The sequence below is a fragment of the Methylocella silvestris genome, from assembly GCF_002891535.1.
In the GTDB taxonomy this organism is placed as follows: domain Bacteria; phylum Pseudomonadota; class Alphaproteobacteria; order Rhizobiales; family Beijerinckiaceae; genus Methylocapsa; species Methylocapsa silvestris_A.
On sequence record NZ_PDZR01000004.1, the window covers coordinates 151929 to 170199 of the forward strand.

At 63.0% G+C, this 18271-nt stretch carries 21 protein-coding genes and 1 other RNA gene; 12 read left to right on the forward strand and 10 right to left on the reverse strand.

Features of this window, described 5'->3' with window-relative positions; all coding sequences use genetic code 11:
* Positions 1-285 precede the first annotated feature (285 nt).
* A complete protein-coding gene (locus CR492_RS06355) occupies positions 286-1497 on the forward strand; it encodes a penicillin-binding protein activator (protein WP_102842884.1) in 1212 nt (403 codons plus the stop codon).
* Positions 1498-1506: 9 nt separating this feature from the next.
* On the opposite strand, the gene CR492_RS20715 is transcribed toward CR492_RS06355, so the two are convergent.
* Both CR492_RS20715 and CR492_RS06365 read right to left on the reverse strand, forming a co-directional pair.
* Complete coding sequence (locus CR492_RS20715) at positions 1507-1662, reverse strand: hypothetical protein (protein ID WP_180982451.1); 156 nt, start codon at positions 1660-1662, stop codon at positions 1507-1509.
* A 62-nt stretch (positions 1663-1724) separates the two neighbouring features.
* Positions 1725-2213, reverse strand: a complete 489-nt coding sequence (locus CR492_RS06365) for a ferritin-like domain-containing protein (protein ID WP_102842886.1) — start codon at positions 2211-2213, stop codon at positions 1725-1727.
* 494 nt (positions 2214-2707) lie between these two features.
* Here CR492_RS06365 and CR492_RS20720 point away from each other — a divergent pair, with 494 nt between their 5' ends.
* From CR492_RS20720 to CR492_RS06380, 3 genes are all read left to right on the forward strand, one after another.
* Entirely contained in the window at positions 2708-2854 is a 147-nt protein-coding gene (locus CR492_RS20720) for a hypothetical protein (RefSeq protein ID WP_180982452.1), read from the forward strand.
* A gap of 98 nt (positions 2855-2952) precedes the next feature.
* Positions 2953-3273, forward strand: coding sequence for a DUF883 family protein (locus CR492_RS06375; RefSeq protein ID WP_102842888.1), 321 nt, complete (start codon positions 2953-2955; stop codon positions 3271-3273).
* Positions 3270-3833 carry a hypothetical protein gene (locus tag CR492_RS06380; protein WP_102842889.1) on the forward strand — a complete coding sequence of 188 codons (564 nt, stop codon included), beginning with the start codon at positions 3270-3272 and terminating at the stop codon, positions 3831-3833. Before CR492_RS06375 ends, CR492_RS06380 begins: the two co-directional genes overlap by 4 nt.
* Before the next feature lie 73 nt (positions 3834-3906).
* Here the strand turns inward: CR492_RS06380 and CR492_RS06385 are convergent, their stop codons facing one another.
* Positions 3907-4731, reverse strand: a complete 825-nt coding sequence (locus tag CR492_RS06385; protein ID WP_102842890.1) for a response regulator — start codon at positions 4729-4731, stop codon at positions 3907-3909.
* A gap of 427 nt (positions 4732-5158) precedes the next feature.
* On the opposite strand from CR492_RS06385, the gene CR492_RS21095 reads away from it, so the two are divergent.
* The 3 genes from CR492_RS21095 to fumC all read left to right on the forward strand — a co-directional run bounded on the left by CR492_RS21095 (position 5159) and on the right by fumC (position 7388).
* Positions 5159-5296 (forward strand): NepR family anti-sigma factor, encoded by a 138-nt coding sequence (locus CR492_RS21095; RefSeq protein ID WP_245411988.1) that lies wholly within the window; start codon positions 5159-5161, stop codon positions 5294-5296.
* 77 nt (positions 5297-5373) lie between these two features.
* Positions 5374-5931, forward strand: a complete 558-nt coding sequence (locus CR492_RS06395) for a sigma-70 family RNA polymerase sigma factor (RefSeq protein ID WP_102842942.1) — start codon at positions 5374-5376, stop codon at positions 5929-5931.
* A gap of 50 nt (positions 5932-5981) precedes the next feature.
* Entirely contained in the window at positions 5982-7388 is a 1407-nt protein-coding gene (gene fumC, locus CR492_RS06400) for a class II fumarate hydratase (RefSeq protein ID WP_102842892.1), read from the forward strand.
* 29 nt (positions 7389-7417) lie between these two features.
* On the opposite strand, the gene CR492_RS06405 is transcribed toward fumC, so the two are convergent.
* On the reverse strand, positions 7418-8293 hold the full coding sequence (locus CR492_RS06405; RefSeq protein ID WP_102842893.1) for an undecaprenyl-diphosphate phosphatase: 876 nt from the start codon (positions 8291-8293) through the stop codon (positions 7418-7420).
* Positions 8294-8567: 274 nt separating this feature from the next.
* Here CR492_RS06405 and CR492_RS06410 point away from each other — a divergent pair, with 274 nt between their 5' ends.
* Positions 8568-9407 (forward strand): hypothetical protein, encoded by an 840-nt coding sequence (locus CR492_RS06410; RefSeq protein ID WP_102842894.1) that lies wholly within the window; start codon positions 8568-8570, stop codon positions 9405-9407.
* A 5-nt stretch (positions 9408-9412) separates the two neighbouring features.
* Here CR492_RS06410 and CR492_RS06415 read toward each other — a convergent pair whose 3' ends face one another.
* Complete coding sequence (locus tag CR492_RS06415) at positions 9413-10279, reverse strand: YihY/virulence factor BrkB family protein (protein ID WP_102842895.1); 867 nt, start codon at positions 10277-10279, stop codon at positions 9413-9415.
* Between the two features lie 182 nt (positions 10280-10461).
* Between CR492_RS06415 and CR492_RS06420 the strand changes: the two genes are divergently transcribed.
* Positions 10462-11619 carry a DNA recombination protein RmuC gene (locus CR492_RS06420; RefSeq protein WP_102842943.1) on the forward strand — a complete coding sequence of 386 codons (1158 nt, stop codon included), beginning with the start codon at positions 10462-10464 and terminating at the stop codon, positions 11617-11619.
* 4 nt (positions 11620-11623) lie between these two features.
* Here CR492_RS06420 and CR492_RS06425 read toward each other — a convergent pair whose 3' ends face one another.
* A complete protein-coding gene (locus CR492_RS06425; RefSeq protein ID WP_102842896.1) occupies positions 11624-11989 on the reverse strand; it encodes a VOC family protein in 366 nt (121 codons plus the stop codon).
* A gap of 228 nt (positions 11990-12217) precedes the next feature.
* On the opposite strand from CR492_RS06425, the gene CR492_RS06430 reads away from it, so the two are divergent.
* A complete protein-coding gene (locus CR492_RS06430) occupies positions 12218-13168 on the forward strand; it encodes a DMT family transporter (RefSeq protein ID WP_102842897.1) in 951 nt (316 codons plus the stop codon).
* On the opposite strand, the gene recR is transcribed toward CR492_RS06430, so the two are convergent.
* From recR to ffs, 4 genes are all read right to left on the reverse strand, one after another.
* The gene (gene recR / locus CR492_RS06435; RefSeq protein ID WP_102842898.1) at positions 13165-13770 is read right to left on the reverse strand and encodes a recombination mediator RecR; all 606 of its coding nucleotides are present in this window, start codon (positions 13768-13770) and stop codon (positions 13165-13167) included. The two genes, CR492_RS06430 and recR, sit on opposite strands and share 4 nt — an antisense overlap.
* Positions 13771-13894: 124 nt before the next feature.
* A complete protein-coding gene (locus tag CR492_RS06440; RefSeq protein WP_102842899.1) occupies positions 13895-14218 on the reverse strand; it encodes a YbaB/EbfC family nucleoid-associated protein in 324 nt (107 codons plus the stop codon).
* Between the two features lie 61 nt (positions 14219-14279).
* Entirely contained in the window at positions 14280-16169 is a 1890-nt protein-coding gene (locus CR492_RS06445) for a DNA polymerase III subunit gamma/tau (protein ID WP_102842900.1), read from the reverse strand.
* A gap of 58 nt (positions 16170-16227) precedes the next feature.
* Positions 16228-16324, reverse strand: an RNA gene (gene ffs, locus CR492_RS06450) — signal recognition particle sRNA small type.
* A gap of 185 nt (positions 16325-16509) precedes the next feature.
* Between ffs and nudC the strand changes: the two genes are divergently transcribed.
* Positions 16510-17475: an NAD(+) diphosphatase gene (gene nudC / locus CR492_RS06455; RefSeq protein ID WP_102842901.1), complete on the forward strand. Its 966-nt coding sequence runs from the start codon at positions 16510-16512 to the stop codon at positions 17473-17475.
* Positions 17465-18190, forward strand: coding sequence for a 7-cyano-7-deazaguanine synthase QueC (gene queC / locus CR492_RS06460; protein WP_102842902.1), 726 nt, complete (start codon positions 17465-17467; stop codon positions 18188-18190). The genes nudC and queC overlap by 11 nt, the downstream gene beginning before the upstream one ends.
* Positions 18191-18271: the final 81 nt, after the last annotated feature.

Consider the following 18271-nt stretch of genomic DNA (forward strand, 5'->3'; position numbering starts at 1 on the left):
ATCCTGCCGTAAAAAAAGCACTGTCGTTCTTTAAAACATTCTTTCGTTCTATTTATAGAACGTCGGCGCGCATTTGGCAAGAAAGCGCTTTGAGCCGGGTTGCCCGCGCGGCGATTTTATGACTGAAACGAGCGTCCGAATTTATGCTAACACAATTTTAGGCTTTCTTTCCGCCAGCGCATCCGCCGGCTGAAAAACGTGAGTGAAGCGACTGCAACTGATGATCAACCCCAGCCGTCAGACTCAGCCGGGCCGCGCGTCCAGGACCATTGCCGGAGACCGCGCATGAACGCCTGGCCGCGGCTATCCCAACGGCGCCTTCCCCTCGCACTTTTCGGCGCTGCCGCGCTTGCCTTTGGCCTTGCGGCCTGCGGCCCGTCGGGCGGCCCTGTCGTGCGCGCGCCTTCCGACACGATCGCCAGCCAGCCGGTCGCGCCGCCCAGCGCCCAGGGGGAGCGGATCGGCTCCGGCCCGGTCAAGGTCGCCTTGGTGCTGCCTCTGACTCAGACGTCGGGAAGCCCCAGCGTCGTCGGCGCGTCGCTGCGCAACGCGGCCGAACTCGCGCTGAACGAGGCCGGCGGCAATGATCTGACCCTGATCGTGAAGGACGACCGCTCGACGCAGGATGGGGCGCGGATCGCCGCGCAGGAGGCGGTGGCCGAAGGCGCGGATCTCATCGTCGGGCCGCTGTTCGCGCCGGACGTGCGGGAAGTCGGGCGGGTCGCGCGCGGCGCCGGAAAATCGGTGATCGCCTTTTCGACCGACTCATCAACCGGCGGCAGCGGCGTCTATCTGTTGTCGTTCCTGGTTGATTCCTACGTCAATCGCATTGTCGATTATGCCGCTTCACGCGGCAAGAAATCTATGGCGGCGCTCATCCCGCAGAATGATTACGGCCGCGTGGCTGAAGCCGCGTTTCAACAAGCGGCGGCGCGCAACGGCGTTCGCGTGATGACGATCGAACATTTTCAGGCGCAAACGCTTGCCGCCTCGATCCAAAAAATCGCTGCGCTCGGGGATCAGATCGACGCGCTGTTCATCCCCGAGCAGGCCGACGCCATGCCGGCGGTGTCTCAGGCGCTGACGGCGGCGGGATTGAACTCCAAGCAAGTCCAGATCCTCGGCACCGGCCTTTGGAACGATGCGCGTGTATTGAAGCTGCCGGCGCTGCAGGGGGCCTGGTTTTCCGCTCCGGAAAACGGCGGCTATAACGCCTTTTCGACCCGCTATGCGGCAAAATATGGCTCTGATCCGGCGCGCATCGCCACCCTTGGATATGACGCTGTTTCACTCGCGGCGGCGCTCGCCCATACGCAAGGTTCGCAGCGCTATTCGGAAAGCGTCCTCACCAACCGGTCCGGCTTCAACGGAGCCGACGGCGTTTTTCGCTTCCTGCCCGACGGCTCCAACGAGCGCGGCCTTGCGGTGTTGCAAATCGACAATGGGGCGACGACGCCGATCAGTCCGGCCCCGCATTCCTTCGCGGGAGCCAGTTGAGCGTACGCCTCACTGAACGACAAACATCATCAAGCCGGACAGCGCCACCAGCGCCAGCCCGCCGAGCAACAGATAGCGGACCGGCGCCTCGGGAAGCAGGTGACGCTGATCCGCCCTGTGGTTGACAACAGGAGAGGCGGGATTTTTGAAGGGGTGTTGATCCATCGCCGCCGCCTTTCCGCTATGTCTGCCGACCAAGGCGCCGCTCGCCCCTAAGCGGTCGCCGGTTAAGCCGCTGCTTTATTGACGCTCTGCACCGCAAGCTTTGACAGAGCGGCGTCAGTTTTCTTTTCTTCGTCCAGGGTCTGGCGCAACAGCCCAGCCGCCTCCTGCATGCCAAGTTGCTCGGCCCAGGCGATCAAGGCGCCATAACGGGCGATCTCGTAATGCTCGACCGTCTGCGCCGCGGCGAGAACGCTGGCGTCACGAACTTCCTTGTCGTCGATATCTTCCAAAGCTTCCTTGCCCTCGGCAAGAATTCCGTCCATCGCCTCACAGCGGATGCCGCGCGCCGCAACGCCGCAGCTTTCAAAGATCGTCTCCAACCTCTCGATTTGCTGCTCCGTCTCGCCGCGGTGCTTCTCAAAAGCCTGCTTGAGCTCCGGCGAGTCTACGCCTTTTGCCATTTTAGGCAGCGATTTGTAGATCTGTCGCTCGGCGTAATAGATATCCTTGAGCGTGTGGAGAAAAAGGTCATTCATCGATTTAATGGGCATGGTCGCTTCTCACATCTGTTTCGGGTTGAAACTGGCAAGGAAAAGCGCGAAGCGGCATAAGGTTCATTTTGCAATTGGGGTTTTCGCCGGCGTTCAACCACCGGACCCGAGACAGGAACCGCCGAGGCAGGCGCACGTTAGCGGTGCTCTCTCTTTGTCGCTGCACAATAAGGACATCGTCTTGCCTCTTGAAAGCGCGCTCACATTGCAACAAGCGCCAAAGCCTCCCGGTCCCGAACCGCAGCCGGATGTTACGCCCGGAAATTTTCCCCCGCCTCCAGGCCCAGATATTCCGGCTCCAGATCCCGCTCCGCTCCCGGTCGACAACCCCGGCGACCTGCCCCTCCCGCCGATCACCGATCCGCCGCCGGGCGATCCCGCGGACCCGACCAACATGCCGCTTCGCAGCGCTTGACCGTCTGGCCGGCGCGAGGAACCATTCAATAAGACGTCGAGTTCATTTTGGATTGGGAAGAGCGCTGGGAGTTCCGCGTGTGTCGCTGAAGGCAATTCTTCATATCCATCCCGGTCTTGACGCTGGACGGCGCTATTCCGTCCTGGGCCTGCAGCCGGGCCATGCTGTCGCCGGCGTTGTCGCGGTGGAGCTCGTCAGCGTGATCTTGACGCGCGGGGGCTTCTAAACGCGCGGCGCGGGATTGATATCGATCAATTCCCCGGCCAATAATCCAGCAATATTTGGGGCGACTGCTTGGCGCTCAGGAAACAGCACGGAGATAACATGACCGACACGAAATCGCTCGAGGACGCTTCAAAGGACTTTGCCGCTGACCTCACCGCCTTGCGCGACGATCTTTCCAAGCTCACGGCGTCGGTAGCGAAGCTCGTCAAGGCCGAGGCTTCGGCGACGACAGATAGCGTTTATGGGGCCATGGACGCCGCCCGGCAGAAGTTGAGCGGTCACGCCTCGGATGCGAAAGAGAAACTCTCTGGCGCGAGTTCCGAGCTCGAAGCTTCGATCGAACGCAACCCCTTGATGGCGGTGCTGATCGCGCTCGGCGCCGGGCTCGTCATTGGTCTCATAAGCGGCGGCCGCAAGTGAATAGCTTCATCAAGCGGCTGGCGCATGACGCGACGGCTCCGCTGGAAGACATGCTCGGCCGGCTCGTCAAGACATTCGCTCTCATCATCATGGCGGTCGGCTGCGTGATCGCAGCCTCCGCCTTTTTGACAGTGGACTTGTTCCTCTACATCGAGAACATTTCAAGTCCGATTGTAGCCGCCGGCAGCATAGCCGGCGTCTATGTTGTTTTCGCCCTGTTGTTTTTCTCGCTCGCGCTGCGGCGTCCGGCGCCTTTGCAGCAATCAGTACCCCCTGCACAGGGGATTGCAGCGCTCATGGAGCCGGACCCGACGACCCTGCTCCATTCACAATCCGCGGCGGCGCCTCCCACCGCGGCGCAATTTTCCGCAAACCTCGACGCGATCGCAACGCCGGTCCTCGACGCGCTCCGCGAAGCGGGTATGCAAAAGGAGGCGAAAGCGGTCGCAGCTGGCGCCGAGGTCGCCAAGCAACTCGGCCCCTATTCGCTAGTGGTGATGGCTGTGGGGGCTGGCGTGTTTCTCGGCCGCACCTTGGGGGCGAAACGCAAGCTTCTCTGATCCGCCAGACACAATGCGACCAAAAAACCGATGCTCCCGCATCGGCTTTTTGGCGTTGCCGTTATCAACCCGCTCAGACCAGCGCGCCCTTCGAGGCCTGTTCTTCCTTGCGATGCGATCTGCGATCGAAGAACAGCGCCTGGCTGATTACCGCCTTCAGACTGTCGACGCCAAAAGGCTTGGTGATCAGGAAGGCGGGCTCCGGCGGCGCGCCTGTCAGAAACCGCTCCGGATAGGCCGTGATGAAGATCACGGGTACGGAGAACGACCCGAGAATTTCATTGACCGCCTCGAGGCCGGAGCTGCCGTCGGCGAGCTGTATATCGGCCAGAATTAACCCGGGCCGCTCCTTGTTGACGGCCTCAACCGCTTCCCTATGCGTGCGCGCGACCGCGATCACACGATGGCCCTGCTCCTCCACCAGCGTCTGAAGATCCAGTGCGATAAAGGGCTCGTCCTCGATGATGACGACGTCCGTCCGAATCTGGTTTGCGATTTCCTTGCCGGCGGCATCGATCAGGCTAGCGGCCTCCTCGATCGGGCAGTCGAGCGTCGCAGCGACTTCTTCGGTCGTGAATCCCTCAAGCGAACTTAGCAGAAAGGCGATGCGCGGCCGCAGCGTGATCGCCTCGAGATTGCGATGCGCACCGATCTCGTCGCCGGTAAATCCCACCTCATCGACGTGATCATTGACCGACACCGAACTCCAGACCTTGAGAAAAAGCCGGTAGAGGACCGTGCGCACATCGGGTTCATCTTCAAATTCGCTCGGGTCCGCGACAATCGCCTCAAGCGTTGCAAGAACGTAAGCATCTCCGCCCGCCTGCGATCCCGTCAGGGCGCGGGAGAACCTGCGCAGATAGGGAATATGCGAGGAGATTGCCTGAGATATTGACATTTAAAAACGCCCCTGTGGACAATTTACTCCGCTTCGCGCGGCCCGTTGGAAAATGCAAGGCCTTGCGAAATGGTTCCCGAAACGGGGAACTTTGTGCGGCGCAAGACGTTTTGCGCCGAGACTTGGCAAGTTACCGCCTTTTGCGGCCGCGCGCCAAGTTTTTCAGAATATCGGCCGAATAGCTGTCAGGAATCAATGCATCGTATTTAAAAGCCGGGGCAATAAAATGGCGGCGTTGCGAACCAGGGCGACCGCTTAGACCAGCAGCAAGGGTGATCGAGTGACGAAAATGACGAAGGCTGGCGTAGGCGCGCTGAATGGCGGGGACGCGGCGGAGGAGGATATCAAGCCGGAGGCAGGGCCCGTCAGCTATGGTGTTTGCGCCCCCGGACGCGTCGTCCCGGTCAAAACACGGACGCCTGCAAAAATGGCCGACGAGATCGGCGTCAGTCTTCGCAGTGTTTATAACGACGTTCTCTCCCAGCCGGTCCCGGACCGATTTTTTGACCTGTTGCGCCAGCTCGAAAGCGCCGGCGGCGCGCAGTTTAAGAAGGGCGCGCCGTGACAGTTGATCAAAAGGATCTTCTGGAGCAGGAAGACGATCTGACCGAGACGCCGACGACCAGCGCTGTTAGCGCCCAGATGACGTCGGACATGCTTGCCGTGATCCCCAATTTGCGCGCTTTTGCAGTCTCTCTGTGCGGCAACCTCGACCGCGCCGACGATCTCGTCCAGGAAACGCTGGTCAAGGCCTGGAGCAAGCTCAATTCTTTCGTCGAGGGCACAAATCTCAGGGCGTGGTTGTTCACCATTTTGCGCAACATCTATTATTCGGAATATCGCAAGCGGCGCCGCGAAGTGGCCGATTCCGATGGCTCCATTGCCGGCAAGCTGGCGACGGCTCCCGCGCAAAACAGCCATATGGACATGCTCGATTTTCGCGAAGCCCTACAGCATTTGCCAACAGATCAGCGCGAGGCTTTGATCCTCATTGGCGGCTCGGGCCTCTCATATGAGGAGGCGGCCGGCGTTTGCGGCTGCGCTGTAGGCACCATGAAAAGCCGCGTCAACCGCGCGCGCAGTCGTCTTGCCGAGTTGCTTTCCATCAGTTCGAGCAGCGAATTCGGCGACGATGGCGACTGGCAGGCGATCGACCCCCATCTTGCAGGCCAGCGCCACTCGCGCGGCGGCGGCGAGTGACGCGCTGAGGCCTTCGGCGTGAGGCAAACGCGGTCTGAAAAGCAGCAGCGATGACCGATCTCAAGACGCGGATCGAAAGCGACAGCTTTGGGCCGATCGAGGTTCCGGCCGAGCGCTATTGGGGCGCGCAAACCGAGCGCTCCCGCAAGCTGTTCGCCATCGGCGACGACATCATGCCGATTGCGATCATTCATGCGCTGGCGCTGGTCAAGCGCGCCGCCGCCGAGGTCAATCGCGCGTTGGGACTGCTTGACCCAAAAATCAGCGAGGCGATCGTCGCGGCGGCCGGCGAGGTCGAAAGCGGCGCGCTCGACGCCGAATTTCCCCTGTCCGTCTGGCAGACGGGATCGGGCACGCAAACCAACATGAACGTCAATGAGGTGATCGCGAACCGCGCCAATGAGATGCTCGGCGGCGCACGCGGGTCGAAAGACCCCGTACATCCCAACGATCACGTCAATCTCGGCCAATCCTCGAATGATTGTTTTCCGACGGCGATGCACATCGCAGCCGTCCTGCAGATCGAGCGCAGCCTCGCGCCGTCTATGCAAAGGCTAGAGCGCGCTCTCGGCGAAAAGGCTGACGCTTTCGCGGCGATCGTGAAAACCGGGCGCACCCATCTTCAGGATGCGACGCCGATCACGCTTGGCCAGGAGTTCTCGGCTTACGCGGCGCAGGTCCGATATGGGACCGAGCGGCTCGCCGCCGTGCTGCCGGGGCTCTACCGGCTGGCGCAGGGCGGCACCGCCGTCGGCACCGGCCTCAACGCGGCGGAGGGTTTCGCCGAGACGATCGCGGCAAGGATCGCGCATCATACGGTGCTGCCCTTTGTCACGGCTCCCAATAAATTCGAGGCGCTCGCGAGCCATGACGCGCTCGTCTTCGCCCATGGCGCGTTGAGTTCGATCGCCGCCGGCCTCTACAAGATCGCGAGCGATATTCGCCTCGCCGGCAGCGGTCCGCGATCGGGCCTCGGCGAACTAAGATTGCCCGAGAACGAGCCCGGCTCGTCGATCATGCCGGGCAAGGTCAACCCGACTCAGGTCGAGGCGCTGACCATGGTCTGCGCCCGCGTGTTCGGCAATGAGACGACGATCGCCTTCGCCGGCTCGCAGGGTCACTTCGAGCTGAATGTTTATAAGCCGGTGATCGCCAGCGCCTGCCTTGAAAGCATCCGCCTGCTCGGCGATGCCTGCGACAGTTTCCGCGCCCATTGCGTCGAAGGACTGAAGCCGAATGAAGAGCGCATCGCGGCGCTGATGCAGCAATCCTTGATGCTCGTCACCGCCCTCGCGCCGAAGATCGGCTATGACGCCGCCTCCCGCATCGCAAAATCGGCGCACGCCAAAGGGTCGACGCTCCGGGACGAGGCGCTGGCTTCGGGCCTCGTCGACGCCGAAGCCTACGACGCCCTCGTTCGCCCCGAACTCATGCTTGGGCCGCGCGTGCGAGATTGAGCGCGGGCGCTTGAGGGCTGGCTGCGGCGTCAGTTCGGCAGCCAGCCGAGCAGCACCGCGACGAGGAGAAACACGCCCATCAATCCGCGATAGACGACGAACGGCCACGCCGAAAACCGCTCCAGAATGCGAAGCAGGCCCCAGATCGCGGCGAAGGCCGAAATGGAGGCGATCACCAGACCGAAGAGCAGGATGGACCAGCCGTGGCTGTCGAGCCCGACCTTGTGCAGCACCCAGAATTCATGCAGGCCCGCCGCTGCGATCGCGGGCAGGCCCAAGAGGAACGAAAACCTAGCTGCCTCTTCGCGCCTGAAATCCCGGAACAGGCCCGCAGTCAGCGTCGATCCGGACCGTGACACGCCGGGAATGAGCGCGCCGACCTGCGCGACGCCAACGATCATGGCGTCTTTCAAAGTGGCGTTCTCCATTGTCCGCTTCGGCCGCGAATAGAGCTCGGCAAGACCCATCAGCAGCGACATCACGATGCAGGACATGCCGATCACCGTCAGCGTCCGCAGGGGCGACCCGCAGGCGTTGAGAATGGGCGCGAGCAGCACGCCGGCGATAATGATCGGGATCGTCGCCAGCACGATCCAGACGGCGAAGCGGAAGTTCCAGTCCTGAAAATCGCGGCGAAGCGCCGCCTCGATCGAACCAAAGACGAGGCCGCGCACATCGCTCCAGAAATAAGTGATCACCGCCGCCAGCGCGGCCATCTGCATGGCTGCGGAAAAAGCCGACCCGGGATCCTGCCAGCCCAAAAAAGCGGGCACGATCCGCATATGGGCCGTTGAGGAGATCGGCAGAAGTTCGGTAATGCCTTGAACGACGCCAAGCACGGCGACCTTGGCGTAGCCAAGCGCAACGAAGCCGGTATCGAGCCCTTCAGTACAGGCTGACGCCATCAGTAATGTCCCCGAGGGTTTGCATGTCGCGGCGCGGAATGCGCCCCTTTCCTTGTTCCAGTTTCTGCACGCAAGATCAACGCCGCGCCCCGTCCTGGTCGCAAACGCCCTCTGCCGGTTCTTCCTTGTTTCAGGATGCGATTTCGTTCAAGAAAGATCGCGTCCGCGCCGAAGACGCGCGGCCCGCGCTCTGCGCCCGGATCGCGGTTTCGCCAGGCTATTGGCCGAGGTTGCGGCAGATGGGCGCGCCTGACCGCCTTGAAATGGAACGCGCATGCGTCGGGCGTCGAGGCTGACCGGCTGCAAGCTGAGCTGCTGCCGGATTTCGGCGTCGGCCCTGCGCCGCTTCGCTGTCGTCGCGGCGCTGACCTTGGCCCTGCCCGCGCAAGGCGGCGTGCGGCTGCTCGCGCCGGGCGACGAGATGGCGCCGATCACGAGCTTCCGCGACGCCCGTCCGGACGCTCCGGCCGCCGCGAAAGCGCCCAAACTCGGAACTGTCCGCGTCGCCGTCGAAGGGGGAGACGCACGGCTTGTTGCGGGTCTTGCCCCTTACGCCGCGCCGTTCGAGGTGGTGGCCTCGTCGGCAGGTCCTGACCTAATCTTCGACCCCGGCGCGCATCAGGCGCGATCGAAAGGCGAGGTCGTCGCTTACGACATCGATGAAAACGACCTACCGGCGGTAATCGACCGCACGGCGTTGGCCGAGAGTCTCGCCAAGCTCATGGCGACGCGGCCGCAGCCGATCCGCCTCTCCGGCGCGACCACGGTCCGGCGCAAGGGCGACAAGGTCGAGGTTCAGCTTGAGGACATGCGCGGCCGTTCTCTCGTCCTCTTCGCTGTAAACGGGAACGGCGCCGTGCAGGCGCTCTACCCGATCGCCGCCGACCCGCGTGTGATCAACGACGCCGCTTTCGCCTGGACGTTCCAAATCCGCGAGCCGTTCGGAACCGACCTCATCGTCGCCGTCTCCGCCACGCAACCGCTAACGGAGTTTGAGCGCGGCCTGAAGGAGCTGAGCCATAATCGCGCCGCGGGGCAGATCCTGCAGCTGATTTCGCTCGCCGCCCCCGCCGACGCCCGCATCGGCGTCGTCGCTCTTTCAAGCGCGCCGTAAAGACCTCAGGGCGTCGAAACGGCGCCCGGCTTCTTTTCCTTGTCCGCAGTCGCCCGCGCGCGCAGCAGCGCCGCATTGAGTTCTCCGCCCGCAATGAAGATCGACGAGATCATATAGAGGAAAACGAGGGCGATCATGACCGAGGCGAGTCCGGCGTAGGTCGTGACATAGTTGCGGGCGAATTCGGCGAGATAGGAGCCGAAAATCGCGCCACCGGCAACCCAGAGCGCGAAGGTGAAGACAATGCCCGGCAGGATCTGCCGCAGCGTGCGCCTACCCGCCGGCAGAAATTTATGCACGATAACGAGGGCCAGCAGCAGGACCAGCGTCGCGATGCCGAAGCGGCTGAAGGTGACCAGCCTGTCGAGCGGCTCAAGATGCGGCGCAAAGCGCAGCGCGATGGTCCAGATCAGCGGCGCGAAGACAACCGACAAGGTGAGCGTCAGCAGAGCGACCGCGCCGATCAGCACATAGCCGATCGATTCGAGGCGCAGCACATACCAGGGCCGGTTTTCAGCGACGCCGTAAGCCCGGTTGAGGGCGATCCGCAGCGCCTCGACGCCGCTCGAGGAGAAATAGATCGAGAGCACGCCGCCGAGGGTCACAAGGCCGCCGCGTGTCTGGGTCAGCACGTTGTGCACTTCGCTCGCAAGCGGCTTCGCCACCTGTTCAGGCCAGGTCTGAAACAGGATCTGCACGGCTTCCTGGGAAAGGTCGGCGGAGCCGAGAAATCCAGCGAGCGCGGTCACGAAAATCAGAAATGGAAACATCGAGGTCAGAATAGACAGCGCGATATGGCTGGAGATCGCCCAACCGTCGTCCAGCAGGAATTTATTGGCCGCGTCGTAGAACAGGTGGAAGATGAAGCGCATTGCGCAAGGGTCTTTCTTTAGTGTTTCTCTGTCGGCGGTCCCGCCTGCCGAGCGCCGGTCGAAACGTCTTTGCCTCTGGCACTAACCGTCGCCCTTGCGTTGCGCCGGGCTGATGTTCTATGTTCGTTCACGCTTGGCCGCTCCGCATCCGTATCGTGGCCGGAATCGAATCAAGATCCTTCATGGACCGCCTTGTCGAATGGCTCAATGGCGCGCCTGTTACAGCTTCGCAGCTCATGCTCGCCGGGGTCGGCGCGGCGCTTGTGTTGATCCTTGTTTTCGCAATCAGCCTGGCGCAGTCGGCGCGCCGCAACAGCCTCGCGGCCTCGGCCGCCGCCGAGCGCCAATATGAGATGGAGCAGGCCCTTAGCGCGATTGCCCGGCAGAACGCCGAATTGTCCGGCCGCATGCGCGCCGTCGCCGATTCGTTCGGATCGCGCCAGAGCGACCTCGCGCGCTTCGTCGCGGCGAGGCTCGACGCCGTTGGCGAGCGGGTCGGCGCGGGCGTCGAGGCCTCCGGCCGCAGCGCCGGCGAGCAGCTCGCAAAGCTCAACGAGCGGCTGGCCGTGATCGACGCCGCGCAGACGCGCCTGACGGGATTGTCGCAGGAAATGGTCGGTCTCAAGGACATACTCGCAAACAAGCAGGCGCGCGGCGCTTTCGGACAAGGCCGCATGGAGGCGATCATCAGCGACGCCCTGCCCTCCTCCGCCTATGCCTTTCAGCACACGCTCTCGAACAGGATGCGCCCCGACTGCGTCATTCGCATGCCCGGCGATCCGCGGTTGATGGTGATCGACGCCAAATTTCCGCTCGAAGCTTTCACGGCGCATAAGGACGCCAAGAGTTTCGAGGCGAAAAAACAGGCCGCGGCGCGGGCGCGCGGAGACCTTGGCAAACATATCCGCGACATCTCCGAGCGTTACTTTCTGCCCGAGGAGACGCAGGATATCGCGTTGATGTTCGTTCCCTCGGAATCCTTGTACGCCGACATCAACGAGTATTTTGACGATATCGTTCAAAAAGCCCATCGCAGCCGGATCATCATTGTTTCCCCCTCGCTTTTGATGATGGCGATGCAGCTGACGCAGGCTCTGGTGCGCGACGCGCGGGTGCGCGAACAGACCCATGTCATCCAGGCCGAGGTGCGGCGCCTGGTCGACGATGTTGCGCGTCTTCGCGCGCGCGCCGTCAAACTCGACGCCCATTTCCAGAATGCGCAGCAGGACGTCGGACAGCTGATCGCGTCGGCGGACAGGATCGCGCGGACTGGCGAGCGCATCGACGAAATGGATTTCGCAGACGCGGCCGCCGGCGATAAACTCAAAGCGGCCGAATAGGACGCTATTTCATCTTGGGCTGCCAGAATCCGATCGTCGCGCCGGTCGGATCGGAGATGATCGACAACACGCCAAAATCACCGACCTCGGTCACCTCGTGACACACCTTGGCGCCGAGCGATTTTGCCTTCTCGGTCATGGCGACGACATCATCGACGAGCACGTAAGGCATCCATGCTGAGGGCATGCCAGGGATTGGCGCCTGAAACATGCCGCCTCCCGTGCCTTCGCCCACATTGATCATGGTGTAAGTCATCTCCGGCGACATTTGCTGGTCGGTCAGCTCCCAGGCGAACAAATCCTTGTAAAAGGACTTCGCCTTGCCGATGTCGGTCGTCGTCAGTTCCACATGCACGAAAGGATTGCCCATGTTTCCTCCCCGATTCGCCGTTTTTGATGGCCGAGGCCTGTGATCGGCCCCGTTTCAAATCTCGTAACGCGCCGTCCGACGGAATGTTCGGGCGTTGTCGCTTCAGGCGCATCGTCGCACGCCGCGGTGCGCCTCCCTCGTCGATAGCACACGGTCTGTTACAGGACGACAACGCCGGGATCGGCGCGCATCGACTATAAACGCAAACCGGCCCGCAGGAGTTTATGGATGACTTTGCGAAAGTCAGGCGATTCTCAAGGCATCGCTCTGTATTATGCGATTCTCGTCGCCGCCACCTTCCTGATGGCCTCAAGCTTCATTGCCGGCAAGATTCTGCTGGCGTATGACGTCCCCGCTTTTCTGCTGGTCGGCTGGCGCTTCGTCCTCGCCGCATTGGCGGCGGCGCTGGTTCTCTATCTCACGACGGATGATTTTCGCGCCGCGCTGGCGCCGCGCCGACTGGATGTTTCCGACTGGCTCACCGTCGCCGCCATCGGCGTGCTGCAGACGGCGATGGCGATGGGCCTTCTGTTCTGGGCGATGGAGTCGATCGCGCCTCCGACCGCCGCGATCCTTCTCTTCACCAATCCCTTATGGGTCGCACTCATTGGCCATGCCGCGCTCGGGGAACGCCTGTCAGGCCTGCGCCTGACCGGCCTTGCACTTGGCGTCTGCGGCGTCGCGCTCGCGCTTGGCGGCGGCTTCAGCCTGCGCGAGGGCGCGATCGGCGGCGAATTGCTGGGGCTCGGCGCGGCTTTATCCTGGACCGCCTCGACGCTCCTCAACAAGAGAGCGCGCCTGCCGATCGAAACCTGGGCCTTGACGTTCTGGCAGATGCTGATTGGCGCGCTGGCCTTGCTGATCGTGGCTTTCGCGCGCGGCGAAACCTGGCCGGCGCATCTGCCGCTGTCCGCCTGGGGTTGGTTCCTTTGGCTCGCGATCCCTGGATCGACGGCCTCGTTCGGCCTGTGGTTTCTGGCCTTGACCAAGGGCGGGGCGACGCGCTCCAGCGGCTATCTTTTTCTCGCGCCTTTGTTCACGGTAATTCTTTCGGCCGCTTTGCTCGGCTCGACCTTGTCGGCGGCTCAAGGAGCGGGCGGCGTTCTGATCGGCTGCGCCCTCTGGATGATCAACCAAAGCCCACCGAAGGCTGGGGCGGCCGCGAAGCTGGAATCCTAAAAATCCGTCCGCGCGCGGAGCGCCGCCGCCAGCGTGCCTTCGTCGAGATAGTCGAGTTCGCCGCCGACCGGAACGCCATGCGCGAGCCGCGTCGTCCGGACGCCAAGATGAGAGATGAGGTCCGTTACATAATGCGCCGTCGTCTGCCCGTCGACGGTGGCGTTGACCGCCAGAATCACTTCCGAAATACCGCCGGCGGCGACGCGCTCGATCAGGCTTGAAATGTTGAGATCCTTCGGGCCGACGCCGTCGAGCGGCGACAGGACGCCGCCGAGCACATGATAACGCGCCTTGACGGCGCCGGAGCGCTCCAGCGCCCAGAGATCGCCCACGGTCTCGACGACGATCAGCGTCGAGGGATCGCGGCGCTCGTCGCGGCAGATCGTGCAGGGATCGCAGCTATCGACATTGCCGCAGATCGAACAGGATACGATTGTGTCTCTTGCGACGCGCATCGCCTCCGCGAGCGGGCCGAACAATTCCTCACGCTTGCGGATGAGATGCAGCGCCGCGCGCCGCGCCGAACGCGGACCAAGACCCGGCAGCCGCGCCAGCAGCTGGATGAGACGTTCGATCTCGGGACCGCAAACGCGATCGCCCATCAAGTTTCCGCCATTAGATCAAGGATGATTTTGGACCTGATCCAAAATCATGAAACGTCACTGATTCTGAATATTTGAAGCATGATGTCGATCCGAAAAGCCGACGACTTTTCGGTATCACACTCTAGAATGGCAGCTTCATGCCCGGCGGCAGCGCGAGGCCCGCCGTCACGCCCTGCATCTTCTCCTCCATCAGACGCTCGGCCTTTTTGCGCGCGTCCTCGTGGGCAGTGATGATGAGGTCTTCAAGAATCTGCTTTTCGTCCGCCTTCATCAGCTGATCGTCGATGGCGAGATTGCGCAGCTGCCCCTTGGCGCTGAGCGTGACGCGAACCATGCCGCCGCCCGACTGGCCTTCGACTTCGAGCCGCTCGATTTCCGCCTGCATCTGCTGGATTTTCTCCTGCATGGCCTGCGCCTGTTTCATCAAACCCAGCATGTCGCGCATGTTCCGTCCTCATTCTTGCTTCATCCTTGGCCGCAGGGCGCAAGATCCGCCGATCCGAACCCTATAAATCGACCTCGGAATAAAAATCATCAGCAAAGCCGATATCGCCTTCGCCTGAGTCGTTGATGGCGGCGGGTTGCTCCGGCTCCTGAGACGTCCGCACCGCGACGATCTCAGCGCCCGGAAAAAGCTCAAGCGCCCGGCGCACCAGCGGATCCGCCCGCACCCCCTCCATCGCCGCCTCGGCCTTAGCGTCGGCTTCGTCCTTCAGGCTTGGGCTCCCCGCCTCCCTCGAAACTGCAACGAGCCAGCGGCGTCCCGTCCATTCCTGCAATTTTCGCATCATCAGATGCGCAAGTTGCGGCGAGGCGTGCGGGCCCGGCGCAAATTCGATGGCGCCGTCCTGGAAACGCACCAGCCGCACATCGCGTTCAAGCGCCAGCTTCAACTGGATGTCGCGATGCTTGGCGGCGAGCGCGACGATATCGGCAAAACTTTCAAGCCTCGCCGATGGCTCCGCCGGGGCCGGCGACGGCGCCGGCGCCGCAGCGGAGGCCGCCGCGCCCATCGAGATCATGACGGACGGGGCCGCGCGAAGCTTTTGCGCGCGGTGGCCCGGATCACCTGAATCGGGAGCCGCGGCGCTGCTCCCTGCCTTGGTCGAAAAATCCCCGGTCAGCGCCGCCAGCTTTCGGAGCGCTTCATCGGGCGTCGGCAGGTCGGCGGCATAGGCAAGGCGCACCAGCACCATATCGGCGGCGGCAAGCGGACGCGGCGAATCCTTGACCTCCTGCAGGCCCTTCGTCAGCAATTGCCAGGTCCTTGTCAGAACGGCCATCGAGAGGCCTGCAGCGAACTCCGCGCCGCGCTTGCGCTCCTCGGGCGTGACGGAGGCGTCCTCGCGCGCCTCCGGCGCGAGCTTCAGCCGCGTGACGAGATGCGTGAATTCAGCGAGTTCAACCATAATCGCGGAGGGGTCTGCGCCGCCGTCGTAAAGGTCCTTCAGCCCCGTCAGCGCCTCGGCGATTCGGCCGCGCACCAGCGCGTCAAAGAGATCGATGATGCGGCCGCGGTCGGCAAGGCCGAGCATTGCGCGCAGCGCTTTGGCGGTAATCCCTTCGGCCTCCCCCTGATCGGCTGACGGCCCATGCGCGATCGCCTGATCGAGGAGCGATAGAGCGTCGCGAACGGAGCCTTCCGCGGCGCGGGCGATCAGGGCCAGCGCCTCGTCCTCGATCGCGGCATTTTCCCTGGCGCAGATCGTCGCAAGAAAGGTCGCAAGCTCGCCGGCGTCTATTCGACGCAGATCGAAACGCTGGCAGCGCGAGCGCACCGTCACTGGCACTTTCTCGATCTCGGTCGTCGCGAACAGGAATTTCACATGGTCCGGCGGCTCTTCGAGCGTCTTCAACAACCCGTTAAAGGCCTGCCGCGACAGCATATGCACTTCGTCGATGATATAGACCTTGAAGCGCGCCATGACCGGCTTGTAGCGGGCGCCTTCGATGATCTCGCGCACGTCGTCGATGCCGGTATGCGAGGCGGCGTCCATTTCGATGACGTCGACATGGCGCGATTCCATGATCGCCTGACAATGGACGCCGAATTCATCCATGCGGATGGTCGGCCCGCTCGTCGCCGGACGCCCATTGCCCGCGGGAAGCTCATAATTGAAGGCGCGCGCGAGAATCCGCGCCGTCGTCGTCTTGCCGACGCCCCGCACGCCGGTGAGAATATAGGCTTGATGGATGCGGCCAAGATCGAAGGCGTTCGACAGCGTCCGGACCATCGCCTCCTGACCGATCAGATCCTCGAAGCGCGACGGCCGGTATTTGCGCGCGAGAACGCGATAGGGCGCCGCCGCCGCGGCGGCAGCTGGCGCCGCGGCGAACAAGCCGGCGCCCTGGCCATCCGAAACTTCGTTTCGACCGTCCTCGCGATCGTCCTGCATCGATGACCCCGATGGAGAACCGGCCTTGGCCGCGCCGCCGTGAACGCTGCGGCTGATCGGTGGGAGGCTGGACAGAGACCCGCCCGGTCTCGTTAGGGCTGCTTCCTTCCGGACCTGACCCGGTTGGCGAGTGGTGCGTCCACCGCCAACCTCCCAAGCCCTATTTGGACTGGCGCGGCCGATTTCGCAACCTTTTTGCCAAGGGGCCAAGCTTTCCGCCAAAGACGCATTGTCGCCTCATTTGGTAGAAACGCGGGAAGGGCTTAAATTCGCCGCCGTTAGGCCCTGGCCTCACGCTGGCCTCTCCGGGTCAAGGCCTCTCGCAGTTTCAGGACATTCGATGCACGGCAGCGCGCCCCCTCCTCCCGATCCGGCTGATCGCTCTGCGGCGGCGGGCTTTTCGGTCAATTCGCTCGACCGCATGTCGATACGCCGTCACGATGTCGAATTCCTTCGCAGCCTGCAGGATTCCGCGACGGCGCGCACGCTCGTGCTCGCCGGCGAAATGCCGGTGGTCAAGCGTGGCGAATCCGGCTTCGATCCCTTCTTTACCCTCAGCGAGGCGGCCGCCCTCGGCGCGATCCGCGAAACGGCGTTTCTTGGCTTCGACAAGCAGTCGGCGCTTTTTGCGAGCCTCATCGAACGGGAGGAAGACCTTCCTGTTGCGACCAACATCGCCTTTCTCGATATTCGCCTGATTGCGACGCAGGGGCTTTTGCCGGCCGATGTGGTTGGGCCGCTGGGAGAAGCCAAGAGCTTGTTGTCCTGGCATGCGCGGCATCGTTTCTGCTCGAACTGCGGCGCGCCGACTCATCCTCGCGCCGGCGGGTGGCGGCGCGGCTGCGATTCCTGTGGCGCGCAGCATTTCCCGCGCACAGATCCCGCCGTCATCATGCTGGTCGTCGACGGGGACGAGTGCCTTCTCGGGCGGCAGGCCAATTTCGCGCCAAAAATGTATTCCTGTCTCGCCGGCTTCATGGAGACCGGGGAAACGATCGAGCACGCCGTGCGTCGCGAAGTCGCCGAGGAGGCGGGAATCAGCGTCGGCCGGGTCGATTATCTTGCCTCGCAGCCCTGGCCGTTTCCGAGTTCGCTGATGATCGGCTGCCTTGCGCAGGCGCTCAGCCGCGATCTGTCGCCGACGGACCAGGAACTCGAGCACGCGCGCTGGTTTTCCCGCGACGAAGTCCGCCAGATGTTGAGCGGATCGCACCCCGACGGGCTGACCTGCCCCTCAAAGGTCGCGATCGCCAATCTTCTGCTGACGGCCTGGGTCGGAGAGGAAGTCTTCTGGAATGCCGGATAGGCCCGCCCGCCGCGGCGCTCTGACGCTCTTTTCCGGCGGGCAGGATTCGACGACCTGCCTCGCCTATGCGCTCGACCGTTACGACTACGTCGAGACGATCGGCTTCGACTACAATCAGCGGCACCGGATCGAACTCGATCAACGCGGCAAGATCCGCGACGCGCTGCTGCGCGATTTTCCGGCCTGGAGAGACAAACTCGGCGAGGATCATCTCGTGCGGATTGGCGCGCTCGCCGAAATTGCGACGACGGCGATGACCCACGACGTCGAGATCGCCTTCAACGCCAATGGCCTGCCGAATACTTTCGTGCCCGGCCGCAACCTCGTCTTCCTCACCTTCGCTGGCGCCGTCGCCCACCGCCGCGGCTTGACGCAGATTATCGGCGGCATGTGCGAGACCGATTTTTCAGGCTATCCCGACTGTCGCGACGATAGCGTCAAGGCGATGCAGCTGGCGCTGAATCTCGGCATGGATTCGCGTTTCAACATTGAAACCCCCTTGATGTGGCTCGACAAGGCGGAGACTTGGCGTCTTGCCGAGCGGCTCGGCGGCAACGCGCTGATCGCAATCATTCTCGAAGAGACGCACACCTGCTATCTCGGCGAACGCGGGCAGCGGCATGACTGGGGCTATGGCTGCGGGCAATGCCCGGCCTGCCAGCTGCGGGCCAAGGGCTGGGGCGAATATCGGAGCATCGCTATCTCGCGCCGATAAATCGAATTTTCGCGTGAAAACCGATCCACCGAGCCGAACGCAGACATTTACGTCTGATCGACGCCGTCCGCACCCTCGCGA